The following is a 26281-nucleotide window of genomic DNA, read 5'->3' as shown; positions in this document are numbered from 1 at the left end:
GCCGCCGCGCTGCCCGCCGCGGGCCGGGCCGCCCAGCAGGCCTCGGCCGCCGGCGCCGGCGCCGGGGCCGTGCTCGGCGCGGCCCGTGAGGTGCTGGCGGGCGCGCACGGGGTGGAGCCGGACTACGTCGCCCTCGTGGGCCCCGACGACCTCGAGCCCGTCCCGGACGAGTACGCGGGACCCGCGGTGCTGCTGCTCGCCGCGCACGTCGCCCCGCTGCGCCTCATCGACGCCGTCGACGTCGTCGTCGCACCGCCCGGGGTGAGCGGCGCGTGACCCGGGTCCCGCGCCACCTCGTCGCGCCGACCACGACGGACCTGCCCGCGGCCGTCGTCGACGACGTCGTGGTCGTCGGGTCCGGCATCGCCGGGCTCACGGCCGCGCTGCGGCTGTCACGGCGCGGCCTCGGCGTCACGCTCGTCACGAAGACGGAGGCGGCGAGCGGGTCGACGCGCTGGGCGCAGGGCGGCATCGCCGCCGCGCTCGCCGACACCGACTCCCCGGACGCCCACTACGACGACACGGTCGCGGCCGGCGGCGGCCTGTGCGACCCGGCGGCGGTGCGCGTGCTCGTCGACGACGGCCCGCACCGGGTCCGCGGGCTCGTGCGGCTCGGCGCGCGCTTCGACCTCGACCCTGCCGGCGGCCTCGCGCTCACCCGCGAGGGCGGGCACGGCGCGGACCGGATCGCCCACGCGGGCGGCGACGCCACCGGCGAGGAGATCTCCCGGGCGCTCGTCGCGGCGCTGGAGGGCGTCGTCGACGACGAGCGGGTGCGCCTGCTCGAGCACACCTTCGCCGTCGACGTCCTCACCGACGCCGCCGGCGCGGCCTGCGGCGTCCTCGTGGCCGGCGCGGCCGGCGCCACCCGCGTGCTGCGGGCGCGGGCGGTCGTGCTCGCGAGCGGCGGGATCGGCCAGGTGTACCGGTCCACCACGAACCCGCCCGAGGCGACGGGGGACGGCGTCGCCGCCGCGCTGCGAGCCGGGGCGGTCCTCGCCGACCTCGAGTTCGTGCAGTTCCACCCGACGGTGCTGTGGCTCGGGGGTGGTGCCCGCGGCCAGCAGCCGCTCGTGTCGGAGGCGGTCCGCGGCGAGGGGGCGGTGCTGCTCGACGAGAAGGGCCACCGGTTCATGCCGGACCTCGACCCCCGGGGCGAGCTCGCGCCGCGTGACGTCGTCGCGCGCGGCATCGTCGACCGGATGCAGGCCACCGGCGCCAACCACGTCCTGCTCGACGCCCGTCACCTGGGGGCGGACTTCCTCGCCCGACGGTTCCCGTCCATCGTGCGCCGGCTCGCCGAGCACGGCTTCGACCTGGCCGCGGACCCCGTGCCCGTCGCACCCGCCCAGCACTACCACTCCGGCGGGGTGCGGACCGACCTCGACGGGCGCACGAGCGTGCCCGGCCTCTACGCGGTGGGGGAGACCGCCTGCACGGGCGTGCACGGGGCGAACCGGCTCGCGAGCAACTCCCTGCTCGAGGGCCTCGTCTTCGCCGCCCGCCTCGCCGACGACATCGCCGCGCGGCTCGGCGCCGACGAGCTCTCGCCCGGCGCCCCGGTCGGGCGCAGCGGTCCCGCGGGGCTCGTGCCGGCCACCGTCCGGTCCCTCGTGCAGCGCGCCGCCTCCGACGGTCCCGGCGTCCTGCGCGACGCGCACGGCCTCGGCCGCGCGGCGCGCACCCTCGACGACGTCGTCATCGACGCGCACAGCCACGCGGGCGTGAGCGCGCGCCCGGACCGCCCGGAGTGGGAGGCCGCGAACCTGCACGCGGTGGCCGTCGCCCTGACGGCCGCCGCGACGGTGCGGGAGGAGTCGCGCGGGGGCCACGTACGACGCGACTTCCCCGTGCCGGACCCGGCGTGGCGACGCCACCTCACGGTCCGCGCGCGCCCGGACGGCACCGTCGACGTCGAGACCGAGGAGCCGCTGTGAGCGCACCCGCGGGCCCCGGGGGACCGCCCACGGTGCCGCCGGCCGAGCTCGACCGGATGGTCCGGACGGCGCTGGACGAGGACCTCGGCGGCGACCCGGGGGTCGACCTCACGACCGACGCGACGGTCGACGACGGGGCACGAGCGGTCGTCGAGGTCCGTTCGAGGGCCGCGGGGGTGCTCGCCGGGCAGGTCGTGTGGGGCCCGCTCCTCGCCGAGGCCGCACGCCGGACGGGGCAGGACGCACCCGTCGTGGAGCTGCTCGTCGACGACGGGGCGCCGCTGGCCGAGGGCGACGTCGTCGCCCGGCTGTCCGGGCCGACGCGCGCGCTGCTCGTGGCCGAGCGCACGGGCCTCAACCTCGTGGGCCGTGCGTGCGGGGTCGCGACGGTGACGCACCGATGGGTCGGCGTGCTCGCCGGCACCGGGGTGCGGGTGCTCGACACCCGCAAGACGAGCCCGGGGCTCCGGGCGTGGGACAAGTACGCCGTCCGCTGCGGCGGCGGGGTCAACAAGCGCGTGGGGCTGTTCGACGTCGCCATGGTCAAGGACAACCACGCGGCCGCGGCCGGGTCGGTCGTCGCCGCCTACCGCGCGGTCCGCTCGCGCTGGCCGGAGGTGGCGGTCGAGGTCGAGGTCGAGACCCTCGACGACGCGCTCGCCGTCGTGCGGGCCGGCGGGCGCTACCTCATGTGCGACAACATGCCGGCGCCGGGTCTGGCCGACGTGGTCGCCGCCGTGCGGGCCCTCGTGACCGAGCTCGACGGCCCGGCCGGGCGGGTCGAGGTGGAGGCGACGGGAGGGCTGTCGCTGGACCGCGTCCGCGAGGTGGCCGCCGCGGGCGTCGACGCGGTGTCCGTGGGGGCGCTCACCCACTCCGCGCCGCAGCTCGACGTCGGCATGGACTGGGTCGGCTAGGTCGACCTCCGAGGGGGCGGACGGTCCTCCCGCCGGGACGCGGCCCTCAACCCTCCGCCGGACGGACAGTCGCCAGGCGGGGGATCCGACCGCGCAGCTGGTTGGGGGTGTTGAGCAGGCGCACCTTCCAGCGGCGGTGCAGCCCCACGATGAAGTCGAGCCCGGCACCCTCGATCGAGTCGACCTCGTCGAGGTCGACGACCACGCGGCTCAGCACCATGCTCTCGACGTCGCTCATGGCCTCCGCCAGGCACTCGGCCACCCGGTCGTCGAGGTGGCCGTAGAGGCGGACGACGACCTGCGTGCCCACACGCTGGACAGACACGTCCCCGGCGCTCTCGCGAGGTTCCGGTATCCCGGGTACCTGCACGGTGGCTCCCTCGTCCCGACGGCTGTGGTCCGCGGCCATCGTGACCCGGCTCACGCCTGAGCGCCAGCCCTGGTACCCGGCGAGTTCAGTACCTCCTCGCTCTCCCCGACGACGAAACGGTAGGCGTAGGTGCGCTGCGCGAGGACGACGCGGCCGTCGGCGTCGGCCACCGCGGACAGCCGGTCGCCCAGGCCGGCGAGCAGGTCGTCCCGCGCGCCCGACAGCGCGAGGTAGGACCACGTCGCCGCGAGGGCCAGCGCGTCGGCGACCGGCATGACGACGTCGTTGCGGACCTCGTGCGTGCCGTCGTGCACGAGCGGGCCGGGCAGCCGCGGCACCGCCGCGAGGTCGGTGCTGTCCGCGGCGGCGCGCTCCAGCAGCTCGGGCTCCACGTCGGCGACCGTGGCCGCGACGGCCCGGCTGAGCGGCGCGTCCGGGTCGCGCCGGTTCCACACGAGCACGAGCCGCCCGCCGGGCCGCAGCACGCGCACCGCCTCCGCCGTCCCGGCCGACGGGTCCACCCAGTGCCACGACTGCGCGAAGGTGAGGGCGTCGACGGAGGCGTCCGGCAGGGGCAGCCGCTCCCCGCTGCCCTCGCGCACGTCGACGTCGGGCAGCACCTGCGACAGCCGCGCGCGCATGCCGGGGTCGGGCTCGACGGCCGTGACGTCGTGGCCGAGGTCGCGCAGGACGCGGGTCCACTTGCCCGTGCCCGCGCCGACGTCGGCCACCCGCAGCGGCGCGGGTCCGAGGGCCCAGGTCGCCGTCGCCGGCGGGTAGCCGGGGCGCACGCGCTCGTAGCCGTCCGCGACCGCCCCGAAGGACAGCGCCTGCGCGCGCCACGTCCGCAGCCGGTCGTCGTCGCCGCTGCTGCCCGCGGCGCCGGAGGAGTCCGTCACGCGCGCCATCGTGCCCGGCACCGGGGACGGCCGCCCGTCCGCGGGCTCCTATCCTGGCGCCTGTGAGCGACCCGAGCGCCGCCGTGGCGGAGACCCCGGCCGAGGACCCGTCGGAGTCGCGCGAGGCGGTCGAGGAGCAGGTCGCCGTCCGCCGCGGCAAGCGCGAGCGCATCCTCGCCGAGGGCCGCGAGGCCTACCCCGTCGAGGTGCCGCGCACCCACCGGCTCGCCGACGTCGTCGCCCACCCCGCGTGGGCGGCGCTGACCGCGGGCGAGGAGAGCGACGACGTCGTGTCGGTGGCGGGCCGGGTCATGTTCCTGCGCGGCACCGGCCGGCTGGCCTTCGCGACGCTGCAGGACGGCGACGCCCGCCTGCAGGTGATGCTGAGCCTCGCCGAGGTCGGCGACGACGCGCTCGAGCGCTGGAAGCGAGAGGTCGACCTGGGCGACCAGGTGGCGGTCACCGGGCGTGTCGTGAGCAGCCGCCGCGGCGAGCTCTCGGTCATGGCGACGGCCTGGCAGATGGCCTCCAAGGCGCTGCGGCCGCTGCCCACGCTGCACAAGGGCCTCGCGGAGGACACCCGCGTGCGGCGCCGGTACGTCGACCTGGTCGTGCGGCCGGAGGCCCGCGAGACCGTCCGCACGAAGGCGACGGTCCTGCGGTCGCTGCGGGAGACCATGCACCGCCTCGGCTACCTCGAGGTGGAGACGCCGGTCCTGCAGCTCGTGCACGGCGGCGCGAGCGCCCGGCCCTTCCGCACCCACCTCAACGCCCTCGACGTCGAGATGAGCCTGCGCATCGCGACGGAGCTCTACCTCAAGCGCTGCATCGTCGGCGGGCTCGAGAAGGTCTACGAGATCGGGCGGACGTTCCGGAACGAGGGCATCGACTCCACCCACAGCCCCGAGTTCACGATGTTCGAGGCCTACGAGGCGTACGGCTCCTACGACACGATGGCCGTCCTGGTGCGCGAGCTCGTGCTCGACGCCGCCCGCGCCACCGGCCGGACGGCGGTGCCCGACGGTCGCGGCGGCGAGATCGACCTGACCGGGCCGTGGCGGACCGTCACGGTCCACGACGCGGTGTCGGGTGCCCTCGGGGAGCACGTGACGGTGGACACCGGCGTCGAGGAGCTCCGGCGCCACGCCGCGCGGACCGGGGTCGAGCTGCGGCCCGGCTGGGGCGCGGGCGAGGTCGTCCTCGAGCTGTTCGAGAAGCTCGTCGAGCACACGCTGCTGGAGCCGACGTTCGTGCGGGACTACCCCGCCGAGGTGCGTCCGCTCGCCCGCCCGCACCGCGACGACCCGCGTCTGGCGGAGGCGTGGGACCTCATGGTCGCCGGGGCGGAGCTGTCGCCGGCGTACTCCGAGCTCGCCGACCCCGTCGTCCAGCGCGAGAAGCTGCTCGCGCAGTCCCTGCTCGCCGCCGGCGGCGACCCCGAGGCGATGCAGCTCGACGAGGACTTCCTGCGGGCGCTCGAGCACGGCATGCCCCCCACCGGCGGCATCGGCCTCGGCGTGGACCGCCTCGTCATGGTCCTGCTCGGCGTCGGCATCCGGGAGACCATCCTGTTCCCGCTCCTGCGGCCGGAGGCCTGAGGACGGTGGACGGCTCGCTGGCCGGGGAGGTGGTCCGGGGCCTCCTGCCCACGGTCGGGGTGTCGCTGCTCTTCGGTGCCGCGATCTGGGCCATCGTGCGCGCCGACGCCTCCGAGCGGGCCGAGCGCGCGCGGCTGGAGGCCGAGGAGGACGCCGCCGCCGCGAGGGCCGAGAGCCCGCACCGGACCGTCGCGGACGCCGAGCGGGACGGCCGTGTCGACGTGGCCCGCGCCTCCGCCGACGGGGGTGCCGACGAGGTTGTCGAGGACCCCCGGCGGGGTACCCCGGAGGCATGACCGACACGACCAGCCAGGCGGGCGCCCTGCCCGCGCCCCGCATCCGCCTGCACGACGGCCACGAGATCCCCCAGCTCGGGGTGGGCGTGTACCAGGTGCCGCCGCCGGACACGGCCGAGAACGTCGAGACGGCGCTGCGCATCGGCTACCGGCACGTCGACGGCGCGCAGATGTACGAGAACGAGACCGGGGTGGGCGAGGGCCTGCGGCGCTCGGGCGTGCCCCGGGAGGACGTCTTCCTCACGAGCAAGCTCGCCAACGGCGCGCACCGCCCCGACGACGCCCGCGCCGCCTTCGACCGGACGCTCGAGCAGCTCGGCACCGACCACGTCGACCTGTTCCTCGTGCACTGGCCGCTGCCCACCCGCTACGACGGCGACTTCCTGTCCACCTGGCGCGTGCTCGAGGAGCTCCGCGACTCCGGTCGCGCCCGCTCCATCGGCGTCAGCAACTTCCAGGTCGAGCACCTGGAGGTGCTCGCCCGCGCCGGTGCCAGCATGCCGGTGGTCAACCAGGTCGAGTGCCACCCGTACTTCCTCAACGACGACGTGCGGAGCTGGTGCCGCGAGCACGACGTCGTCGTCGAGGCGTGGTCGCCCATCGCCCAGGGCGGCGTCCTCGACGACCCGGTCGTGCGGGACGTGGCGGACGCGCTCGGGCGCACCCCCGCCCAGGTCGTGCTGCGGTGGCACCTGCAGTCCGGCCACGTGGTCTTCCCGAAGTCCGTGACGCCGTCGCGGCTGGAGGAGAACGGCGCGCTCTTCGACTTCGAGCTCGACGAGTCGCAGATGGCCCGGATCAGCGACCTGGACAAGGGCGAGGACGGGCGCACCGGCCCGAATCCCGACGACTTCGACTACGTGGGCTGACGAATACGCCGCGGCCGCGGCGCGGAAATCATGGTGAAAGGGTGACGGCGACGCGTCGTCACCCTTTCCCGTATTGCCACGGGAATAGGAGGACGGGCATGATCGTCGTGCATCACGGAAATACCCCACCCCCTCGCTCTTCCGACCGGAACGGAAATCGCATGGCACAGCAGGTGAATGTCGTCCTCGTGGACGACCTCGACGGCTCTCCCGCGGAGGAGACCGTCACATTCGGGCTCGACGGCATCACGTACGAGATCGACCTCAACGCCGAGAACGCCGCGCGGCTGCGCGACGGCTTCGCGGAGTGGGTCGGCCACGGCCGTCGCGTCGCCGGCGCACGGCGTCGCGGCGCCCGCACCACGCCCACGAAGCGCACGAGCGTCGGCTCGGACAACGCGACCATCCGCGAGTGGGCGCGCTCCAACGGCTACGAGGTCTCCGAGCGGGGGCGCATCAAGGCGGAGGTCGTGGAGGCCTTCAACGCCGCCAACGGCTGAGTCCCCCGCGCACAGGACGGCCCCTCGCGCTGCGGCGCGAGGGGCCGTCCTGCTGTCCGCCCGGTGACGCCTCCGTGGGAGGCGCTCAGCGGTCGCGCACGTCCTCCGCCTCGCGGACGTCCTCGCCGGGCGTCGTCTCCTCGTCGACGAGCGCCTCGGGCGGGCTGGTCCGGCGGTTGCTGAGGAGCGACGTGACGGTGACGACCACGAGCGCACCGACGATGACGACGAGGCTCCACAGCGTGGGCACCTCGGGCACGGACGTCGAGATGTCCTCGTGCGCCCAGTGCAGCAGCAACTTGACTCCGATGAAGGCGAGGATGAACGACAGCCCGTAGGACAGGTGGACGAGCTTCGACAGCGCCCCCTCGAGGAGGAAGTACAGCGCGCGCAGACCGAGCAGCGCGAAGGCGTTCGTCGCGAACACGAGGTACGGGTCGCCGGTGATGCCGTACACCGCGGGCACCGAGTCGACGGCGAACACGACGTCCGTGAAGAGCAGCACGAGCACGACGAGGGCGAACGGCGTGAGGTAGCGGGTGCCGTCGCGCACCACCCGGAACTTCGTGCCCTCGTAGTCGTCGCTGACGGGGGTCAGCCTCCGGACGACCTTCACGATGCGCAGCTCGGAGACGTGGATCTCCTTCTCCCCGCCCCGCAGCTCCTCGAGCAGCAGGTGGATCGCGGTGAAGATGAGGATCGCGCCGAAGATCAGGAAGGCGAAGCTCAGCTGCTGGATGGCGACCGCACCGACGGCGATGAACACGCCGCGCAGCACGAGCGCGCCGAGGATGCCCCACAGCAGGGCGCGCTGCTGCAGGTGCCGCGGCACCGCGAAGGCGCTGAGGATGAGGATGAAGACGAAGAGGTTGTCGACGCTCAACGACTTCTCGACGATGTACCCGGTGTAGTACTCGAGGCCGATCTGCGTGCCGTGGCGCCAGACGATGTAGCCGCCGAACAGGAGCGGCAGCGCGATGTAGAACGCCGACCAGCCGGCCGCCTCCTTCATCGACACGTCGTGCGGCTTGCGGGTCGCGATGAAGTCGAAGACGAAGAGCCCGACCACCACGGCCAGCGTGCCGATCCACAGGGTGGGGTGGCCGATGGTCTCCAGGTTGCCGCTGCCGGGGGCGGTGGTGCCGAGCGGGACCGCGAGGGACGTCATGCGCGGGGGATCCTTCCGTTCGGACGCGGGCGCGCCCGGTTCGTCGAGGTCTCCGTCGCCCGCCGCGGGAGGCGGGCTCGGCCCGGGGTCGCGACGCGACCGTGATGACCGGGACCGGTTCTGAGGACGTACTCCCCTCACGGGCGATGCTACGGGCTCGGAGTACCCCCCGCGGTCCGCGACGACACCTGTGGACGGACCCGTGCGCCGTCACCCGTGGACGGGTCCCTCCGCCGGCGTCCCGGCGGTGCTCCGGGCCCGGGCGGCGGGTGGGCCGCTAGCGTCGGCGGGTGGCCGGCGGCGGACAGGACCCACGGGGACGGCGGCCGCGCGCCGTCTTCGGCGTGGGCGAGGAGCCGGACCCGCGGTTCACCCTCGCCAACGAGCGGACGGCGCTCGCCTGGGTGCGGACCTCGCTGGCGCTCGTGGCCGCGGGCCTCGCGGCGGCGGTCGCGGACGGCGTCGTCGACACCGGCGGGCTCCTGCGCGTCGTCGCGCTGGTCTCCGTGGTGGCGGCGGGCTACCTCGCCGTCAGCTCGGTCGTGCGCTGGGGCCGCACCGAGCGGGCGATGCGGCTGCGGCGCCCCCTGCCGCCGCCGTCGGGGCTTGCGGTGGTCGTGGTGGTGGTGCTCGGCCTCGCCGTGACGGCGCTGCTGGCCCTGCGATGAACCGGCGGGACGGCGGCGAGGCCCCCCGGTCCCCAGGGGACGGGGCGTCCGACGGCGGGGAACCGGGGAACGGGGGACCGGGGGGCGGGGGACCGGGGGACCGGGGACCGGGCGGCGGGGGCACCGGCGGGGACGGCCTGCCCTGGGACCCGGGCCTGCAGCCGGAGCGCACGGCGCTGGCCTGGCAGCGCACCGGCCTCGCGCTGGCGGTCGCGGCGCTGGTCGCGCTGCGCGACGCCCTGCTGCGCCCCGGCCCGGCAGCCACGGTGGTGGCCACCGCGGCCGCGCTCGTCGCCCTCGTGGCCGGGCTCGCGGTGCTCCGGCTCGCGCGGACGGGCCTGGACGCCCGGGTCGAGGCGCTGCGCGGCGGCCGGGCCCTCGCGCCGTCGGGGGCCGCGCGGGTCGCGGCCGGCGGGGTCGTGGCGGTGGGCGTCGCGGTGGTCGCGATCGTCCTCGGGTGAACCCGACCGGCGCAGCGGTGGTGACGGTTCGCCGTCGGCGGACATCAGCCCGTCACCGGAACAGCCTAAGGTCCGCCCCTCGTTGTGCCGATCGACGGCAGAACACCCACCGGGTGACCGCACGAGGGGAGCCGCTGCGCTGGCAGCGAACGGAGGCTCACCAGGCGGGTGGTCGGCCGGTGCCGGAGCAACCGGACGTCTAGCATCGAGCGGGAACAGCAGGAACCCGGGTCAGGCCCGGGGGAGCGCATCCGCCCGCTCGTGAGGGAGCGACAGTCATGTTCGAGAGGTTCACCGACCGCGCTCGACGCGTGGTGGTCCTGGCCCAGGAAGAGGCCAGGATGCTCAACCACAACTACATCGGCACCGAGCACATCCTGCTCGGGCTCATCCACGAGGGCGAGGGGGTCGCCGCCAAGGCGCTGGAGTCCCTCGGCATCTCGCTGGACGCCGTGCGCGAGCAGGTCCAGGAGATCATCGGTCAGGGTCAGCAGGCCCCGTCCGGCCACATCCCCTTCACCCCGCGGGCCAAGAAGGTCCTCGAGCTGAGCCTCCGCGAGGCGCTGCAGCTCGGCCACAACTACATCGGCACCGAGCACATCCTGCTCGGGCTCATCCGTGAGGGCGAGGGCGTCGCCGCCCAGGTCCTCGTGAAGCTGGGCGCCGACCTCAACCGCGTCCGCCAGCAGGTCATCCAGCTGCTGAGCGGCTACCAGGGCAAGGAGCCGGCCACGGCCGGCGGGCCGTCGGCGGAGAACACGCCGTCGGGCTCCCTCGTCCTCGACCAGTTCGGCCGCAACCTCACGCAGGCCGCGCGCGAGTCCAAGCTCGACCCCGTCATCGGGCGCGAGAAGGAGATCGAGCGCGTCATGCAGGTCCTGTCGCGCCGGACCAAGAACAACCCCGTCCTCATCGGCGAGCCCGGTGTCGGCAAGACCGCCGTCGTCGAGGGCCTCTCGCAGGCCATCGTCCGCGGCGAGGTGCCGGAGACGCTCAAGGACAAGCAGCTGTACACCCTCGACCTCGGTGCGCTCGTGGCCGGCAGCCGCTACCGCGGCGACTTCGAGGAGCGGCTGAAGAAGGTCCTCAAGGAGATCCGCACCCGCGGCGACATCATCCTGTTCATCGACGAGATCCACACCCTCGTCGGGGCGGGTGCCGCCGAGGGCGCCATCGACGCCGCGAGCATCCTCAAGCCGATGCTGGCCCGCGGCGAGCTGCAGACGATCGGCGCCACCACGCTCGACGAGTACCGCAAGCACGTCGAGAAGGACCCGGCCCTGGAGCGCCGCTTCCAGCCGATCCAGGTCGCCGAGCCGTCGCTCGCGCACGCCATCGAGATCCTCAAGGGCCTGCGCGACCGCTACGAGGCGCACCACCGGGTCTCCATCACCGACGCCGCGCTCGTCGCGGCGGCGAACCTCGCCGACCGGTACATCAACGACCGCTACCTGCCGGACAAGGCGATCGACCTCATCGACGAGGCGGGCGCGCGACTGCGCATCCGCCGGATGACGGCGCCGCCGGACCTGCGGGAGTTCGACGAGCGCATCGCCCAGGTGCGGCGCGAGAAGGAGTCCGCGATCGACTCGCAGGACTTCGAGAAGGCCGCGTCCCTGCGCGACGACGAGAAGCGCCTGCTCGGGCAGAAGGCCGAACGCGAGAAGCAGTGGAAGTCCGGCGACATGGACGTGGTCGCGGAGGTCGACGAGGAGCTGATCGCCGAGGTCCTCGCCATCGCCACGGGCATCCCGGTCTTCAAGCTGACGGAGGAGGAGTCCCAGCGGCTGCTCCGCATGGAGGACGAGCTGCACAAGCGCGTCATCGGCCAGAACGAGGCCATCAAGGCCCTGTCGCAGGCCATCCGGCGCACGCGCGCGGGCCTCAAGGACCCCAAGCGCCCCGGCGGCTCGTTCATCTTCGCCGGTCCCACGGGCGTCGGTAAGACCGAGCTCGCCAAGTCGCTCGCGGAGTTCCTCTTCGGTGACGAGGACTCGCTCATCCAGCTCGACATGAGCGAGTTCTCCGAGAAGCACACCGTCTCGCGGCTGTTCGGCTCCCCGCCCGGCTACGTCGGGTACGAGGAGGGCGGCCAGCTCACGGAGAAGGTGCGTCGCAAGCCGTTCTCGGTGGTCCTCTTCGACGAGGTCGAGAAGGCGCACCCGGACATCTTCAACTCGCTGCTGCAGATCCTCGAGGACGGCCGCCTCACCGACTCCCAGGGTCGGATGGTCGACTTCAAGAACACCGTCATCATCATGACGACGAACCTCGGCACCAGGGACATCGCCAAGGGCGTCTCCATGGGCTTCAGCGCCGGCAACGACACGCGCACCGGCTACGAGCGCATGAAGAACAAGGTGATCGACGAGCTCAAGCAGCACTTCCGGCCGGAGTTCCTCAACCGCGTCGACGACACGATCGTCTTCCCCCAGCTCACACAGGAGGAGATCGTCACGATCGTCGACCTCATGATCGCGAAGCTGGACTCGCGCCTGCGCGACAAGGACATGGGCATCGAGCTCACGCCCGCCGCGAAGGCGCTGCTGGCCCAGCGCGGCTACGACCCCGTCCTCGGGGCACGCCCGCTGCGCCGCACCATCCAGCGCGACATCGAGGACGCCCTGTCCGAGAAGATCCTGTTCTCGGAGCTGACGTCGGGCCAGCTCGTGCTGGTGGACGTCGACGGCGAGGGCGAGCTCGCGCACTTCACCTTCGCGGGCACGGAGCGCCGTGTCCCGGAGTCGCCCGAGCTCGAGGGCGCGGGCGCCGGCGGGTCCCCCGCCGGTGAGGACGGCGCGGGGGCGGCAGCCTCCTGACGAGCACCGCGCACCACCACGGAGCCCGGCCTCCCCTTCGGGGGACGGTCGGGCTCCGTGCTGCCCGGCCGGCGGACGTCCCCCGCATCGCCGAGCTGGTCGAGGCCTACGTCGTCGACCGGCGGCTGCTGGCCAAGGACCTCGTGACGCTCTACGAGGACGTCCAGGAGTTCGTCGTCGCCGAGCGCACGGTGCCCGCCCCCGGCGGCGGCGTGCCGAGCGTCGAGGTCGTCGGCTGCGGCGCGCTGCACGTCATGTGGTCCGACCTCGCCGAGGTGCGCACGGTCGCCGTGGACGAGCGGCTGCGTGGTCACGGCGTCGGCCGCGCGCTCGTGGCGGAGCTGCTCGGTCGCGCCCGCCACCTCGGGGTGGCGCGCGTGTTCTGCCTGACCTTCGAGCGCGACTTCTTCGCCACGTTCGGCTTCCGCGAGATCGAGGCCGCGCCCATCACGCCCGAGGTCTACGCCGAGCTGCTGCGCAGCCACGACGAGGGGGTCGCGGAGTTCCTAGACCTCGCGCGCGTCAAGCCCAACACCCTCGGCAACTCCCGGATGCTCGTCGACCTCTGAGCCGCCGCACGCCGCCCAGGTCGACAGGAACGTCGACGTACGCCGTGTAGGTCGACAGGACTGCAGGCTTACGCCGTGCCGGTCGACAGGACTGCAGGCGTGCGCCGTGTAGGTCGACAGGACTGCAGGCGTACGCCGTGTAGGTCGACAGGACTGCAGGCTTACGCCGTGTAGGTCGACAGGACTGCAGGCGTGCGCCGTGTAGGTCGACAGGACTGCAGACGTGCGCCGTGTAGGTCGACAGGACTGCAGACGTACGCCGTGTAGGTCGACAGGACTGCAGGCGTACGCCGTGTAGGTCGACAGGACTGCAGACGTACGCCGTGTCAGAGCGGCAGTCGCACGCCCGTCGCGGTGCGCTCGGCGAGACCGTCGGCCACGAGGCCGGCGAGGCAGCGGCGGGCCTGCTCCGGCTGCTCGCACACGGCGAGCAGCGCGTCGTCGCCGACCAGGTCGGCGTCGCGGAGCAGCGCCATCATGCGACCGCGCACCTGGCGGTCGGTGCCGTGCCACGCCTGCCGGCGCGTGGTGCGTGCACGAGCCGGCGGGGGGTCGGCGGCCCACCGGCACCGCGACCGCAGGGGACACCGGTCGCAGCCCGGCGTACCGGCCGTGCACACGAGCGCGCCGAGCTCCATGACGGCGGCGTTCCAGGCCGCCGCACGCGCGGCCGGCTGCGGCAGCGCGTGCTGCGCCCGGGCCCGCTCCCCGACGGTCGGTGCGGCCGAGGTGGGGTCGGTGCCGTCGTGGACGCGCGCCAGGACGCGGCGCACGTTGACGTCGAGGACGACCGCCCGGCGTCCGAAGGCGAAGGTCGCGACCGCCCCCGCGGTGTACGGGCCGACCCCGGGCAGGGCGAGCAGCCCCTCGTACTCACCGGGCAGCGCACCGCCGTGCCGGTCCCGTACCGCGACCGCGGTCTCGTGCAGGCGCAGCGCCCGGCGGGGGTAGCCGAGCCGGCCCCACATGCGGACCGCCTCACCGGGCGAGTCGTCGGCGAGCGCGGTGGCGGTGGGCCAGCGCTCGAGCCACGCCGCCCAGACCGGGACGACCCGGGCCACGGGCGTCTGGTGGCTCATGACCTCGCAGACGAGCACCGCCCACGGGTCGGTGCCGGGCGCCCGCCACGGCAGGTCGCGGCCGTGGCCGGCGAACCAGGCGAGGACGGCGTCGACGGCGGTGTCGTCGAGGAGCCCGGGCGGTGCGCTCAGACGTACCGCTCGAGGATGCTCGTCTCGGCCAGGCGCGACAGCCCCTCACGCACGCCGCGGGCCCGCGACAGCGTGAGCCCGTCGACCTGCTGCAGGTCCTCCACGCCCGCGGCGAGCAGCTTCTGCAGGCTGCCGAAGCGGTCGACGAGGCGCCGCACGACGACGTCGGGCAGACGCGGCAGCCGGCGCAGCATGCGGTAGCCGCGCGGGCTCACGGTGGCGTCGAGACCGCCGTCGGAGCCGGTGGGTGCGACGTGCGCCGCCACGGCGTCGAGGGAGAGCAGCTCGGCCGAGCCGAGGCCCGCGAGGCCCGCGAGCGCGACCTCGGCCTCCGCGGCCGACCCGTCCGGGCCGACGTAGTCGTGGACGACGCTCGACAGCTCGGTCTCGAAGCCCGCGATGAGCTCGTCCATCTGCAGCTCGACGAGCCGGCCGTCGGTGCCCAGCTCGACGACGTAGCCCCGGACCTCCTCGGAGATGCGGCGGACCATCTCGGCGCGCTGCAGCACGGTGGCGACGTCGCGCACCGTCACGAGGTCCTCGATCTCGAGCGCGGAAAGGTTGCCGGTCACCTCGTCGAGGCGGGAGGCGTACCGCTCGAGCGTGGCGAGCGCCTGGTTCGCGCGGGCGAGGATCGCGCCGGAGTCCTCGAGAACGTGCCGGCGCCCGTCGAGGTAGACCGCGATGAGGCTCATCGACTGCGACACCGAGATGACGGGGAAGCCGCACTGGCGCGACGCCTTGTCGGCGGTGCGGTGCCGGGTGCCGGACTCGGGGGTGGAGATGCGCGGGTCGGGTACGAGCTGGACCCCGGCACGCACGATCGTGCCCGCACCGCGACCGGCGGTGTCGACGACGATCGCGCCGTCCATCTTCGCGAGCTCACGCAGCCGGGTCGCGGAGAAGTCGACGTCGAGCACGAAGCCGCCCGTGCACATCGTGGCGACCGTCTCGTCGAAGCCGAGGACGATGAGCGCGCCGGTCCGCCCGCGCAGGATGCGCTCGAGGCCGTCGCGCAGCTGCGTGCCGGGAGCCACGGTGGCGAGGACCTGCCGGAGGCGGTCGTCGACGCTCTCCATCCGGTGGTGCTCCTCCCGACCTGCCCGCGCCTGACGACGACGGGCACACCCATCCAGGGCCGCAGTCTAGGCCCGCTCCTCCGGACCCCGCGCCAGCTTCTCCAGCGACGAGAGCGCCGGCCCGAGGTGCGACAGCTCGCGCAGCGACACCCCGCTCGGCACGGAGCCCACCCGGGCGGACGTGCCGGACGGCACGAGGATGCGGCGGTAGCCGAGGCGCACCGCCTCCTGCACCCGCTGGGCGACCATGGCGACGGGCCGGATGTCGCCGGACAGCGCCACCTCGCCGACGGCGATGACGTCGTCCGGCAGCGGCGCCTCCCACACGGCGGAGGCGAGGGCGAGCACGACGGCGAGGTCGGTCCCCGGCTCGCCCAGCCGGGCGCCGCCCACGGTGGCGACGAAGACGTCCTTGTCCGCGAGCCGACGCCCCATCGCGCGCTCGGTGACCGCGACGAGCATGGCCGTGCGCGACGCGTCGAGGCCGGTGACCCCGCGTCGCGGGTTGGGCGAGGCGGCCTTCGCCACGAGCGCCTGGACCTCGGCGAGCAGCGCGCGGCGACCCTCGACCGCCACCGCGACGCACGTGCCGGGCACCGGGTGCTCCCGCGTGCCGCGGAACAGCTCCGACGGGTCGTGGACCTCGCGCAGCCCGCCGTCGGTCTGCTCGAAGCACGCCACCTCGTCGGCGGGGCCGAAGCGGTTCTTGGTCGCGCGCAGCAGCCGCAGGCTCGTGTGCCGGTCGCCCTCGAAGGTGAGGACCGTGTCGACGAGGTGCTCCAGCGAGCGCGGACCGGCGACCGAGGACTCCTTGGTCGACTGCCCGACGAGCAGCAGCGGCACCCGGCGCGACTTCGCCATGCGGGTGAGGACCTGCGTGACGTGCTGCACCTGGCTCGTGCCGCCGGCCCGCCCGTCGACGTCGGGGTCGGAGACGGTCTGCACGGAGTCGACGACGACGAGGTCCGGCTCGTGCTGCTCGACGTGGGCGAGGAGGGCGTGCAGGTCCTGCTCGTCGGCGACGAGGAGGCCGTGCGCGTCGGCTCCCGTGCGGCGCGCGCGCACCGCGACCTGCTCCGCGGACTCCTCGCCGGTGACGTACAGGACCGTCCGCGGGTCCTCACCGGTGGGCACCCCGGCGAGCCGTCGCCGACCGGGCGACGGAGCCGCGAGCGCGAGCGCGGCGGCGCGCGCCGCGGCGGCGGCGCCGCCGACGGCGCAGCGGTGGGCGACCTCGAGGAGCAGGGTCGACTTGCCCACGCCCGGCTCGCCCGCGAGCAGCACGACCTGCCCGGGCACGAGCCCGCCTCCCACCACGCGGTCGAACTCGCCGAGGCCGGTCGGGTCCCGGCGGGTGCGGGTCTCGTCGACGTCGGCCACGCGCTGCGCGGGCCGGCTCAGCGCACGGGCGGCGCCGCCGGCGCCGGTCGCCCCCGCCGGCGCGAGCAGGCCCGCCGGCACCTCCTCGACGGTGCCCCAGCCCTGGCACTGCGAGCAGCGCCCGGCCCAGCGGGGGTGCTCCGCGCCGCACGCGGTGCACGCGTAGGTCGGTCGTCGCGCGCGGGAGGTGGCCACACCCCGGACGCTACGGCCCGGCGGCGACAGAACCGCCGCGCCGCGTCATCGGCGCCGGCCGGACGGGCTCAGACCGCGAGCAGCGTCGCGGTGAGGATGACCCCGCCGGAGACGATGGACACCGCGGGCACCAGCGCGAACACGAGGACCGCCTGCAGCCGCAGGTGCCGCCACAGCAGCAGGCCGGCGCCGACGAAGATCGCGACGCCGAGCATGGTGACGGCGAAGGCGATGCCGACCTGGCTCGCGGCGGGGTCGTCGCTCTGCGGCGGCACGATGAGGAACGGGATGACCGTGGCGACGAGGACGCCGACGACCCACAGGAGGAAGAGCAGCACCGACACCCCGTCCGGGTGCGGCCAGCGCGTCGCCCGCCGCCCGGGCGGGCCGTCCGCGCGGGAGTACACCGCGGTCGACGACGCGGTCCCCGGCGCCGCGCCCGTCCGCTGCTCGGCCGTCCGGCTCGCGCTCCTCGTGCTGTCGGTCATGCCCTCAGGGTGCTGCGCGCGCGCCGGGCGCACCACCCGACACGCGTGTCGCGGGGTGCACGACGTGCAGCGGCAGCAGCACGGGCCCGGGCCCGCTCGGCGCGAGCTCCTCGCAGCGCGCCGCGAGGACCGCGTACACGGGCTCGCCGACCAGGGCGACGAGCTCGTCGCGCAGGGACCGCCACAGCGGCTCCGCGCCGACGTGCGCCGCGGGGGAGGCGGTGCAGTACCAGTCGAAGTCGGCGCCGCCGGCGCCCCAGCCCTCGCGCGTGTACTCCGTGACGGTCACCTCCAGGTACGTCGAGCCGTCGGGGCGCGAGGGCTCGGCGTACGTCCGGCGCAGCGGCAGCTGCCAGCACACGTCCGGCTTGGTGTCGAGGTGCGGGCGGCCCTCCGCGAGCGCGAGGGCGTGCAGCGCGCAGCCGTACCCGCCGGTGAAGCCGCGCGGGTTGTGGAACACGCATGCGCCGCCGACCCGGGCGGTGCGGCGGTCGCCGTCCTCGTCGGCCACCGCCCACTCGCCCCCCGCGCCGTGGCGGGGGTGCCCGGCGTTCGCCCACGTCGTCGCGTCGAGCCGCCCGACCGCGAGGGCGACGCGCTCCTCGTCGGCCGCCTCGCTGAACCAGGCGCCGTGCGTGCAGCAGCCGGCGTCCGGTGCGGCCGCGTCGATCCCGCGGCAGCCGGTGCCGAAGACGCACGTCCACGACGACGTGAGCCACGTGAGGTCGAAGCGGTACAGCGTGTCGAACGGACCCCCCTCGACGGCGTCGGCGAGGCCGTCGGCGGTCCCTTCGAGCGCGTCGGGGACCGGGTCCTCGCCGTGCGCCGCCACCTCGAGCCAGAGCCGGTTGACGGGTCCGGGCACCTCCGCGGCGCCAGGCCCCTCGGGCGCCCGTGCGCCCGCGCCGCCGTCCCGTAGTCGTCCCACCGCCCGAGGCTACGTCCGTCCGGGTCGGGGGTGGCACGAGCGGGCGCGGGCGCGCCCGGAGCGACGTAGGCTCGGACGCCGTGACGGCTGCATCGAGGGACCCGGGCGGCTCGGGCGGCCGGCTGCCGCTCGTGGGCCTCGCCACGTCGTCGGTGTACCCCGACGGCGCGGAGGTCGCCTTCCGCGCCGCCGCGGAGCTCGGCTACGACGGCGTCGAGGTCATGGTGTGGTCGGACCCCGTCAGCCGCGACGCGGACGCGCTGCGGCGGCTGTCGGCGACCTACGACGTCCCGATCCTCAGCATCCACGCCCCGACGCTGCTGCTCACCCAGGGCGTGTGGGGACGCGACAACTGGGCGAGGCTCGTGCGGACCGCGGAGCACGCGGAGGCGCTCGGCGCCGACGTCGTCGTCGTGCACCCGCCGTTCCGCTGGCAGCGCACGTACGGCCGGGCCTTCGAGGAGGGCATCGCCGCGCTCGGCGAGGAGCACCACTGCACCTTCGCGGTCGAGAACATGTTCCCGTGGCGCGTCGGCGGGCGCGACGTCCGCGCGTACGCCCCGGGCTGGGACCTGCTCGACCACGACTACAGCCACTGCACGCTCGACTTCTCCCACGCGGCCACCGCGCGCCAGGACGCGCTGCAGCTGCTGGAGGACCTCGGCGACCGGGTCGTGCACGTGCACCTCGCCGACGGGTCCGGGTCGCTCAAGGACGAGCACCTCGTCCCGGGCGACGGGAACCAGCCGGTCGCGGAGGTGCTGGAGAAGCTGGCGGCGGGCGGCTGGGCGGGGCACGTCGTCGCCGAGATCAACACGCGCCGCGACCGCGACCACCGCGACGTCGCGCTGCAGCGCACGCTCGACTTCGCCCGGCAGCACCTCGGGGTCGCGCCCGCGGACGGGCGTTAGCCTGCGGCTGTGACTGCCACCACCCCCTCCGCCTGCGCGTCGGGCCGGGCCCGGTGATCGCCGAGGCCCAGCGCGCGGTGCTCCTGGCCGCCTCGCGGAACGACCGCCTGCGCGGGCTCGTCGAGCGCGCGCCGGTGACCCGCGACCTCGTGCACCGCTTCGTCGCGGGCACCGGTGACGACGAGGCCCTCACCGCGACCGCGGACCTGCGCGGGCAGGGTCTGCTCGTGACGCTCGACCGGCTGGGCGAGGACGTGCGCGACGAGGCGGACGCCGCCCGCACGCGCGACGCGTACGTGGGCCTGCTCGGGCGGCTGTCGGCCCTCGGGCTCAGCGACGACGGCGACGTCGAGGTGTCGGTCAAGCTGTCGGCCCTCGGGCAGGCGCTCGGCAGCGGCGGGGAGCAGGTGGCGCTGGAGAACGCCCGGACGATCTGCGAGGCGGCGGCCCTCGCCGGCACGACCGTCACCCTCGACATGGAGGACCACTCGACCGTCGACTCGACGCTGCGGGTGCTCGAGCGGCTGCGCGAGGAGTGGCCGTGGGTGGGCGCGGTGCTGCAGGCGCAGCTGCGCCGCACCGAGGCCGACTGCCGCGACCTCGCAGGCACGGGCTCGCGGGTCCGGCTCTGCAAGGGCGCGTACGCGCCGCCGGACGCGGTCGCCTTCCCCGACCCGCACGGCACCGACCGCTCGTACGTGCGCTGCGCGAAGGTCCTGCTCGCGGGCGACGGCTACCCGATGCTGGCGACCCACGACCCCGTCCTGCTCGACATCGCCGAGGCGGTCGCCCTCGACGTCGGCCGGGCCGACGACGCGTGGGAGGTGCAGATGCTGCTCGGCGTGCGCGCGCAGGAGCAGGCCCGGCTGGCGGGGCTCGGACGCCGGGTCCGCACCTACGTCCCCTACGGCGACGACTGGTACGCCTACCTCGTCCGGCGGCTCGCGGAGCGTCCCGCCAACCTCGCCCTGCTCCTGCGCTCCCTGACGACGACGCGGTGAGCGCCGTGACGGGTTCCCGGGCGCCGCAGCGCGCCGACGTCGTCGCCGTCCTCGGCGCGGGCGTCATGGGGGAGACGCTGCTGTCCGGGCTGCTGCGCGCCGGCCGCCCGGCGGACGCGCTGCGCATCACCGAGCGGCGCCCCGAGCGGGCGCAGGAGCTGTCCGAGCGCTACGGCGTCCGCGTCGTCGACAACGCGACGGCCGTGCGGGAGGCGGGGACGGCCGTCCTCGTCGTCAAGCCCCAGGACGTGCCCGCTCTCCTCGCCGAGGTCGCCGCCGACCTCGCCCCGGACAGCCTCGTGGTGTCGCTGGCCGCAGGGGTCACGACCGCCGCGATCGAGCAGGCGGTCCTCGCCGCGGGCGGCCCGCACGTCCCCGTCGTCCGCGTCATGCCGAACACCCCGGCGCTGGTCGACGAGGGGATGAGCGCGCTCGCCGCCGGGACCGGCTCGGGGCCGGAGCACCTCGACGCGGCCGAGTCGCTGCTCGGTGCCGTCGGCAAGGTCGTGCGGGTGCCGGAGCACCACATGGACGCCGTCACCGCGGTGTCCGGCTCGGGACCCGCCTACGTGTTCTACGTGGTCGAGGCGATGATCGAGGCGGGGGTGCTGCTGGGTCTCTCGCGCGACGTCGCCACGACGCTCGTCGTGCAGACGGTCGTCGGCGCTGGGCGCATGGTCGCCGAGACCGGCCAGCACCCGACGGTCCTGCGGGAGCAGGTGAGCTCGCCCGCCGGCACGACGATGGCCGCGGTGCGGGTGCTCGACGACCACCGCGTGCGTGCGGCCTTCGTGACCGCGATGGAGGCCGCGCGGGACCGCTCGGCGGAACTCGGCCGCATCGCGGGCAGTTGACCCGGGGACGGGTCCGGACGACGACGGGTGCAGGAGGAGCGCAGGTGGGCTGGGTGTCGCGGCTGTTCGGCCGGAGCGGCGGGAGCCGGGGCGGCGGCCGCGGCGCGGGCTCGTCGGGCGACCAGGGGGTGCGGCACCTCCGTGACTTCGCCGAGTCCCGGCGCGGGGTGGAGTTCTACCTCGAGCCGGAGACCGCCGACTTCACCACGACGGTCGTCGCCGTCGCGCACGACGGCGAGTGGACGCGCCGTCCGGTGCGCTCCCCCCGGGTCGCGGGGGACCTCGCGCGCTCGCTCGCGCTGCCGCTGTACGAGGCCAAGGTGACGGGCTACCCGAAGCGCATGAAGGAGTGGAGCCGCAACCACCCCGAGCGGCGGCTCGGCCCGCGCTGACCCGGGACGCCACCCCGGCGGTGCGCGGCCCCGTGTCCCTGCGGGTCGCGGACGTCCCGCCCGCCCCCCGGTCGCCGGTCCCCTCCCGAGCCCCCGGGTGGGGGTCCGCGCGCTCGCGACGAGCGCTGGGTGCGGGGCCGCGACACGCCGGGGGGCACCTCGGGGAGCCAGCGTTCGTCGTCGCCCGACGGGTGCTGGGTGCCGAGGGCGACACGCCGGGCGTCGGAGACGCGGAGCCAGCCCTCGTCGCGAGCGCCCGCGACCGCGTCGCCCTCACCCGACGAGCGGGTGCGCCTCCGGGCGCCGGTAGAGCCGGGCGTGCTCGCGCAGCGCGAGGGCGGCGACGGCGGTGGTCGGGCCGACGCGCCCGATGAACATGCACACCATGAGCACGACGTCCCCGCCGCGGGGCAGGTCGGCGGTGATGCCGGTCGACAGCCCGACCGTCGCGAAGGCGGACACCACCTCGAACAGGGCCGTCGCCAGCCGGGCGTCGCTCACGTGCAGCAGCCAGATGGTCGCGGTCGCGATCACGGCGCCGGAGGTGCCGATGACCGCGAGCGCCTGCCGGATGACGGCCCCGGACAGCCGGTGCCCGAACACCTCCGCGTCGGGGTCGCCGCGCCCCTCGGCGACGATGGCGGCGACGAGCACCATGACGGTGCCCACCTTGATGCCGCCGGCGGTGCCGCCCGAGCCACCGCCGACGAACATGAGAAGGACCGTGAGGAGCAGCGAGGCGTCGCTCACCTGGCCGTAGTCGACGGTGTTGAAGCCCGCGGTGCGCGCGGTCACCGACATGAAGACGGCGAGCCACACCTTGTCCGCCCCGGCGACGCCCGCGAGGGTCTCCGGGTTGTCCCACTCCAGGACGAGGTAGAGCAGGGCACCGCCGACGAGCAGGACCGCGGTCCCCAGCAGCACGAGCCGGGTGCTCACCGCCCACGGCAGCCCCGTGCGTCGCAGGACCTCGAAGAGCACCGGGAAACCGATGCCGCCGAGGACGACGGCGAGCATGACCGGGACCGTCACCCACTCGTCCGTGGCGTAGGGGACGAGGCTGACGTTGCCCTCCGGCAGGGCGAAGCCGGCGTTGTTGAACGCCGAGACCGCGTGGAAGACGCCGTACCACGTCGCCTGGCCGGGGCTCATGCCGTAGCCGAGCGCGAAGCGCAGCGTGAGGGCGAGGGCGACGAGAGCCTCGACGACGAGCGTCACGCGGACGATGCCGGCGAGCACCGAGCGCGCCTCGGCCGGGGCGCTGCGCGTCGCGACGCCCGTCGCGAGACGGCTGCGCAGTCCGAGCCGGCGTCGCACGAGCAGGGCGAGCAGAGTGGCGAGGGTCGAGATGCCGAACCCGCCGACCTGGATGAGCACGAGGATCATCAGCTGCCCGGCGCCGGACCAGTACGTGCCGGTGTCGACGAGCACCAGACCGGTCACGCACACCGCCGAGACCGCCGTGAAGGCGGCGACGACGAGAGAGGTGCCGTCCGTCGTCGCGCCCTGCGCGACCGCGACGGGCGTGAGGAGCGCCAGGGTGCCGACGACGACCGCGGCGGCGAAACCGATCGGGATGAGCCGGGCGGGGTGCAGCAGGGTACGGAGCCGCCGGCGCCGGGCCACGGCCCCGCGCCTGCCCCCTCGGAGCGTCGGCACGAGCGGGAACGGTACGCCCTCGCGGCAGCCCCGCCGCGCCGAGGGCCCGACCCGGTGGTCCGCCCGGTGTGGTCCGCCTCAGCCGATGAGCGGGCGCGCCTCGGGCAGCCGGAACAGCCGCTGGCGCTGCTTGGTCGCCACGGCGGCGGCGACGGCGACCGGACCGACCCGGCCCACGAACATGCACCCGATGACGAACCAGCGCGCCGCGTCCGGCAGGTCGTCGGTGACGCCGGTCGACAGCCCCACCACCGCCGTGGCCGAGACCGCCTCGAAGATCGTGTCGCTGAGCTCGAGGTCGGTGAGCTGCAGCAGCACGACGATCGCGACGCCGGTCAGGACGATGGAGAAGCCGAGCACCGCGAGCGCCTGCCGGACCGTCGCGGTGGCGATGCGCCGCCCGAAGGCGTGGACGTCGGTGTCGCCGCGCGCCTCCGCGTAGACGGCGAGCGCGAGGACCGCGAGCGTGCCGACCTTGATCCCGCCGCTCGTGCCGGCGCTGCCCGCGCCCACGAACATGAGCGCGTCGGTGACGAAGCGGGCCGCCTCGCCCATGCCCGCGTAGTCGATGGTGGCGAAGCCGCTCGAGCGCGGCGTGACGGCCATGAAGGCGACGGCCAGCAGCTTGGTCGGCAGCGCCATGTCCGCGATGGTCTCCTCGTTGCCCCACTCGAGGGCCCCGAGGGCGAGGGCCGCACCGACGACGAGGACCGCGGAGGTGACGAGGACGAGCTGGGTGTGCAGCGACCACGCCGCGGGACGGCGGAAGCGGGCGAGCTCCACGAGCACGGGGAACCCGAGCCCGCCCAGCACGACCGCCGTCATGACCGGGACGGTGACCCACGGGTCCCCGACGAACTGCACGAGGCTGTCGCTGAACAGCGCGAAGCCGGCGTTGTTGAAGGCCGAGACGCCGTGGAACACCCCGAGCCACAGCGCGCGGGCGACGGGCTCGTCGTAGGCGACGAGGAAGCGCACCGCCAGCACCACGGAGACGACCCCCTCGATGAGGGCCGTCGTCAGCAGGAGCCGGGGCAGGATGGAGCGGATCTCCCCGAGGTCGAAGCCCTTCGTCTCCTGCCGGGCGGCGAGCATGCTCGACAGCCCGAACCGTCGCAGCACGGCGAGGCCGACGAGGGAGCCGAGCGTGGCGATGCCGAGGCCGCCGACCTGGAACAGCACGAGGATGACGGCCTCGCCGAAGGTCGACCAGTACGAGGGCGTGTCAACGACGACGAGACCCGTGACGCACGCCGCGCTCGTCGCCGTGAACACCGCGACGACCGTCGGCGGGATGCCGGGCGGCCCGCTCCCGCCCTCCCCGGCGTCCTGGACGGCGAAGGGCGTGTGCAGCAGCAGCGCCCCCAGCACGATGACCGCCGCGAGCCCGAGCGGGATGATCCGGACCGGCGACAGGAACGACTCGAGCCCCGCGCGGCGGGCGAGGGTCGACACGCGACCGCTCGTGCTGCGACGCAGCACGCCGCGCGCCGGGCGCGGCGGACCGCCGCCGCGGATGGCGTCCGCCAGCTCGTGCTCCTGGGCCGCGCCCGGCTCGCGCGGGCCGGGCCCCTCCTGCGTCACGGACGCGCCGCGAAGGCCTCGATCTGCTCCACGTGCCCCGAGACGATGAGGGTGTCGTCCGGGTGGACCTTCGTGCTCGGGATCGCGTACGTGAAGTCCTCGCCGGGCCGCTTGACCCCGACGACGGTGATGCCGTACTTCGAGCGCACCCCGGCCTCGTCGAGGGTGAAGTTGTGCGTCTCCCGGGGCGGCGCCATCTTGACGATGGCGAAGCCGTCGTCGAACTCGATGTAGTCGAGCAGCTTGCCGGTCACGAGGTGAGCCGTCCGCTCGCCCATCGTCGCCTCGGGGAACACGACCGTCACGCGGCTGCCCGTGCGACGCGGGACGCCGCGCTGGCGGGCCTCGCGCGAGCGCCGGGCGATCTCGTCGAGGTTGTCCGTGGTGCCGTCGACCCGCTCGACCTCGCCCTCGGTGGCGAGGCGCTCGAGGATCGTGCCGTGGGCCTGCGAGATCGCCTTGGCCCAGATCTGGTCGACCTTGAGGTCGACGAGGTTGAGCGTGGACAGCACGCTCGCCTCGATCGAGGTCCCGATGCCGACGACGGCGATGGGGAACTGGCCGGCACCGATCTGCTTGAGCGCCTCCAGGTTGGTGGCGTCCGCCTCGACGACGTGCGTGAGCCGGCCCGACCACTCCTGCACGAGCTCGGGGTTGCGCTCGACCGCGAGCACCTCGTGGCCCAGCCGGTGCAGGGCGTCCGCGGCGGCGGCGCCGAAGCGCCCGAGCCCGACGACGAGCACCGCGTCGGAGTGCAGCTTGCCGCCCATCAGCGGACCCCCCGTCGCCGGTCGGGTCGCTGCGACGGTGCGGCCACGAAGGTCAGTCCCACGGGCGCACAGGCTACGCCGGGCTCACCCCGCCGCGAGGTCGACCGGGCCGCCGCGCTCGTCGAGGAAGCGCTGGAGCGTCGTCAGCTCCGCCGTCTGCCCCGCGACCATGCCCTCCGCGAGGCGCCGGACCTGCGGCTCCTCGGCCCGCTCCGCGGCCTCCTCGGCCATCGCGATGCCGCCGAGGTGGTGCTCGATCATGAGCTGGGCCCAGATGCGCTCCGCCTCGACGCCGTCGGCGTCGGCGAGGGCCTGCATCTCGTCGCTGCTCGCCATGCCCATCGCGAGCATCGGGTTGCCGCCGCCCTCGCCGCCCTCGCCGTCGTCCTCGCTGTGCCCGGCCATGTCCATGCCGCTCATCGACCCCGAGAACGGCTCGTCGCCCATCCACGCCATGACCGGCACGGTCGAGGCGGGGGCCAGGCCCCACGTCGTGAGCCAGCCGAGCATCTGGCCCTGCTGGTTCTGCTGGGTGAGGACGATGTCGAGCGCGACCTGGCGCAGGTCGTCGGCGTCGGAGCGGTCGCGCACCAGGACGGACATCTCGACGGCCTGCCCGTGGTGCACGGACATGTCGCGCGCGAACCCCGCCTCGACGGAGTCCTCGGCCGGGGCCGCCGCGGCAGCCGGCCCGGCGAGCGCGACCCCGCCGAGCAGGCCCACCACCACGAGAAGGGCCGCGCCCACGACCGCGAGCG

Annotated in this window: 27 protein-coding genes; 15 read left to right on the top strand and 12 right to left on the bottom strand. The window is 74.9% G+C overall.

All coding sequences use genetic code 11. From position 1 onward, the window contains the following. The 3 genes from WAA21_RS16110 to nadC form a co-directional block, all read left to right on the top strand. Window positions 1-276 (top strand): pantoate--beta-alanine ligase (locus WAA21_RS16110; RefSeq protein WP_336923853.1); only part of this gene is annotated, 276 nt, incomplete at its 5' end. Beyond that, window positions 273-1937 carry an L-aspartate oxidase gene (locus WAA21_RS16105; protein ID WP_336923852.1) on the top strand — a complete coding sequence of 555 codons (1665 nt, stop codon included), beginning with the start codon at window positions 273-275 and terminating at the stop codon, window positions 1935-1937. The genes WAA21_RS16110 and WAA21_RS16105, both read left to right, overlap by 4 nt. Then, window positions 1934-2854, top strand: coding sequence for a carboxylating nicotinate-nucleotide diphosphorylase (gene nadC / locus WAA21_RS16100; RefSeq protein ID WP_336923851.1), 921 nt, complete (start codon window positions 1934-1936; stop codon window positions 2852-2854). The genes WAA21_RS16105 and nadC overlap by 4 nt, the downstream gene beginning before the upstream one ends. Before the next feature lie 46 nt (window positions 2855-2900). On the opposite strand, the gene WAA21_RS16095 is transcribed toward nadC, so the two are convergent. Beyond that, on the bottom strand, window positions 2901-3179 hold the full coding sequence (locus tag WAA21_RS16095; protein WP_336923850.1) for an STAS domain-containing protein: 279 nt from the start codon (window positions 3177-3179) through the stop codon (window positions 2901-2903). 95 nt (window positions 3180-3274) lie between these two features. Then, entirely contained in the window at window positions 3275-4123 is an 849-nt protein-coding gene (locus WAA21_RS16090; RefSeq protein ID WP_336923849.1) for a class I SAM-dependent methyltransferase, read from the bottom strand. 62 nt (window positions 4124-4185) lie between these two features. On the opposite strand from WAA21_RS16090, the gene lysS reads away from it, so the two are divergent. The 4 genes from lysS to WAA21_RS16070 all read left to right on the top strand — a co-directional run bounded on the left by lysS (window position 4186) and on the right by WAA21_RS16070 (window position 7386). Next, complete coding sequence (gene lysS, locus WAA21_RS16085) at window positions 4186-5721, top strand: lysine--tRNA ligase (RefSeq protein WP_442893301.1); 1536 nt, start codon at window positions 4186-4188, stop codon at window positions 5719-5721. Between the two features lie 5 nt (window positions 5722-5726). Next, window positions 5727-6017, top strand: a complete 291-nt coding sequence (locus tag WAA21_RS16080) for a hypothetical protein (protein WP_336923848.1) — start codon at window positions 5727-5729, stop codon at window positions 6015-6017. Continuing rightward, window positions 6014-6886, top strand: coding sequence for an aldo/keto reductase (locus WAA21_RS16075; protein ID WP_336923847.1), 873 nt, complete (start codon window positions 6014-6016; stop codon window positions 6884-6886). The genes WAA21_RS16080 and WAA21_RS16075 overlap by 4 nt, the downstream gene beginning before the upstream one ends. A 161-nt stretch (window positions 6887-7047) precedes the next feature. Beyond that, the gene (locus tag WAA21_RS16070; protein WP_336923846.1) at window positions 7048-7386 is read left to right on the top strand and encodes a histone-like nucleoid-structuring protein Lsr2; all 339 of its coding nucleotides are present in this window, start codon (window positions 7048-7050) and stop codon (window positions 7384-7386) included. Window positions 7387-7471: 85 nt separating this feature from the next. Here the strand turns inward: WAA21_RS16070 and WAA21_RS16065 are convergent, their stop codons facing one another. Beyond that, window positions 7472-8554: a TerC family protein gene (locus WAA21_RS16065; RefSeq protein WP_336923845.1), complete on the bottom strand. Its 1083-nt coding sequence runs from the start codon at window positions 8552-8554 to the stop codon at window positions 7472-7474. 290 nt (window positions 8555-8844) lie between these two features. On the opposite strand from WAA21_RS16065, the gene WAA21_RS16060 reads away from it, so the two are divergent. From WAA21_RS16060 to WAA21_RS16045, 4 genes are all read left to right on the top strand, one after another. Next, window positions 8845-9222 carry a YidH family protein gene (locus WAA21_RS16060; protein ID WP_336923844.1) on the top strand — a complete coding sequence of 126 codons (378 nt, stop codon included), beginning with the start codon at window positions 8845-8847 and terminating at the stop codon, window positions 9220-9222. Beyond that, window positions 9219-9683 (top strand): DUF202 domain-containing protein, encoded by a 465-nt coding sequence (locus WAA21_RS16055; RefSeq protein WP_336923843.1) that lies wholly within the window; start codon window positions 9219-9221, stop codon window positions 9681-9683. Before WAA21_RS16060 ends, WAA21_RS16055 begins: the two co-directional genes overlap by 4 nt. A 278-nt stretch (window positions 9684-9961) precedes the next feature. Then, entirely contained in the window at window positions 9962-12502 is a 2541-nt protein-coding gene (locus WAA21_RS16050; RefSeq protein ID WP_336923842.1) for an ATP-dependent Clp protease ATP-binding subunit, read from the top strand. Next, complete coding sequence (locus WAA21_RS16045) at window positions 12499-13071, top strand: amino-acid N-acetyltransferase (RefSeq protein WP_336923854.1); 573 nt, start codon at window positions 12499-12501, stop codon at window positions 13069-13071. The genes WAA21_RS16050 and WAA21_RS16045 overlap by 4 nt, the downstream gene beginning before the upstream one ends. 326 nt (window positions 13072-13397) lie before the next feature. Here the strand turns inward: WAA21_RS16045 and WAA21_RS16040 are convergent, their stop codons facing one another. From WAA21_RS16040 to WAA21_RS16020, 5 genes are all read right to left on the bottom strand, one after another. Then, window positions 13398-14150, bottom strand: coding sequence for an A/G-specific adenine glycosylase (locus WAA21_RS16040; protein WP_336923841.1), 753 nt, complete (start codon window positions 14148-14150; stop codon window positions 13398-13400). Between the two features lie 128 nt (window positions 14151-14278). After that, entirely contained in the window at window positions 14279-15361 is a 1083-nt protein-coding gene (disA, locus tag WAA21_RS16035) for a DNA integrity scanning diadenylate cyclase DisA (RefSeq protein WP_336923840.1), read from the bottom strand. Between the two features lie 66 nt (window positions 15362-15427). Further along, window positions 15428-16936: a DNA repair protein RadA gene (locus tag WAA21_RS16030; RefSeq protein WP_336923839.1), complete on the bottom strand. Its 1509-nt coding sequence runs from the start codon at window positions 16934-16936 to the stop codon at window positions 15428-15430. A 68-nt stretch (window positions 16937-17004) separates the two neighbouring features. Next, window positions 17005-17424: a hypothetical protein gene (locus tag WAA21_RS16025; protein WP_336923838.1), complete on the bottom strand. Its 420-nt coding sequence runs from the start codon at window positions 17422-17424 to the stop codon at window positions 17005-17007. Between the two features lie 4 nt (window positions 17425-17428). Further along, the gene (locus WAA21_RS16020; RefSeq protein ID WP_336923837.1) at window positions 17429-18352 is read right to left on the bottom strand and encodes a hypothetical protein; all 924 of its coding nucleotides are present in this window, start codon (window positions 18350-18352) and stop codon (window positions 17429-17431) included. A gap of 80 nt (window positions 18353-18432) precedes the next feature. Between WAA21_RS16020 and WAA21_RS16015 the strand changes: the two genes are divergently transcribed. Genes WAA21_RS16015 through WAA21_RS16000 form a run of 4 tightly spaced genes read left to right on the top strand, consistent with a single transcriptional unit; the run spans window position 18433 to window position 21510 of the window. After that, window positions 18433-19263 carry a sugar phosphate isomerase/epimerase family protein gene (locus tag WAA21_RS16015; protein WP_336923836.1) on the top strand — a complete coding sequence of 277 codons (831 nt, stop codon included), beginning with the start codon at window positions 18433-18435 and terminating at the stop codon, window positions 19261-19263. A 53-nt stretch (window positions 19264-19316) separates the two neighbouring features. After that, the gene (locus WAA21_RS16010) at window positions 19317-20264 is read left to right on the top strand and encodes a proline dehydrogenase family protein (RefSeq protein WP_336923835.1); all 948 of its coding nucleotides are present in this window, start codon (window positions 19317-19319) and stop codon (window positions 20262-20264) included. After that, window positions 20261-21118, top strand: a complete 858-nt coding sequence (gene proC / locus WAA21_RS16005) for a pyrroline-5-carboxylate reductase (RefSeq protein ID WP_336923834.1) — start codon at window positions 20261-20263, stop codon at window positions 21116-21118. Before WAA21_RS16010 ends, proC begins: the two co-directional genes overlap by 4 nt. 44 nt (window positions 21119-21162) lie before the next feature. Continuing rightward, complete coding sequence (locus tag WAA21_RS16000) at window positions 21163-21510, top strand: hypothetical protein (protein WP_336923833.1); 348 nt, start codon at window positions 21163-21165, stop codon at window positions 21508-21510. A 273-nt stretch (window positions 21511-21783) separates the two neighbouring features. On the opposite strand, the gene WAA21_RS15995 is transcribed toward WAA21_RS16000, so the two are convergent. The 4 genes from WAA21_RS15995 to WAA21_RS15980 all read right to left on the bottom strand — a co-directional run bounded on the left by WAA21_RS15995 (window position 21784) and on the right by WAA21_RS15980 (window position 26270). Continuing rightward, complete coding sequence (locus WAA21_RS15995; protein WP_336923832.1) at window positions 21784-23169, bottom strand: TrkH family potassium uptake protein; 1386 nt, start codon at window positions 23167-23169, stop codon at window positions 21784-21786. A gap of 78 nt (window positions 23170-23247) precedes the next feature. Further along, window positions 23248-24753: a TrkH family potassium uptake protein gene (locus tag WAA21_RS15990; RefSeq protein WP_336923831.1), complete on the bottom strand. Its 1506-nt coding sequence runs from the start codon at window positions 24751-24753 to the stop codon at window positions 23248-23250. Beyond that, window positions 24750-25523 carry a potassium channel family protein gene (locus WAA21_RS15985; RefSeq protein ID WP_336923830.1) on the bottom strand — a complete coding sequence of 258 codons (774 nt, stop codon included), beginning with the start codon at window positions 25521-25523 and terminating at the stop codon, window positions 24750-24752. The genes WAA21_RS15990 and WAA21_RS15985 overlap by 4 nt, the downstream gene beginning before the upstream one ends. Before the next feature lie 84 nt (window positions 25524-25607). Then, complete coding sequence (locus WAA21_RS15980) at window positions 25608-26270, bottom strand: DUF305 domain-containing protein (protein WP_336923829.1); 663 nt, start codon at window positions 26268-26270, stop codon at window positions 25608-25610. Window positions 26271-26281: the final 11 nt, after the last annotated feature.

This window comes from Aquipuribacter sp. SD81 (assembly GCF_037153975.1).
Lineage (GTDB): Bacteria > Actinomycetota > Actinomycetes > Actinomycetales > JBBAYJ01 > Aquipuribacter.
This window is presented reverse-complemented; position numbering and strand designations above follow the sequence as displayed.

Coding starts and splice junctions, on each gene's coding strand:
- WAA21_RS16075 (WP_336923847.1), top strand. CDS start 6,014: ATGACCGACACGACCAGCCAGGCGGGCGCCCTGCCCGCGCCCCGCATC.
- WAA21_RS16070 (WP_336923846.1), top strand. CDS start 7,048: ATGGCACAGCAGGTGAATGTCGTCCTCGTGGACGACCTCGACGGCTCT.
- WAA21_RS16065 (WP_336923845.1), bottom strand. CDS start 8,554: ATGACGTCCCTCGCGGTCCCGCTCGGCACCACCGCCCCCGGCAGCGGC.
- WAA21_RS16055 (WP_336923843.1), top strand. CDS start 9,219: ATGAACCGGCGGGACGGCGGCGAGGCCCCCCGGTCCCCAGGGGACGGG.
- WAA21_RS16050 (WP_336923842.1), top strand. CDS start 9,962: ATGTTCGAGAGGTTCACCGACCGCGCTCGACGCGTGGTGGTCCTGGCC.
- WAA21_RS16040 (WP_336923841.1), bottom strand. CDS start 14,150: ATGAGCCACCAGACGCCCGTGGCCCGGGTCGTCCCGGTCTGGGCGGCG.
- disA (WP_336923840.1), bottom strand. CDS start 15,361: ATGGAGAGCGTCGACGACCGCCTCCGGCAGGTCCTCGCCACCGTGGCT.
- WAA21_RS16025 (WP_336923838.1), bottom strand. CDS start 17,424: ATGACCGACAGCACGAGGAGCGCGAGCCGGACGGCCGAGCAGCGGACG.
- WAA21_RS15985 (WP_336923830.1), bottom strand. CDS start 25,523: ATGGGCGGCAAGCTGCACTCCGACGCGGTGCTCGTCGTCGGGCTCGGG.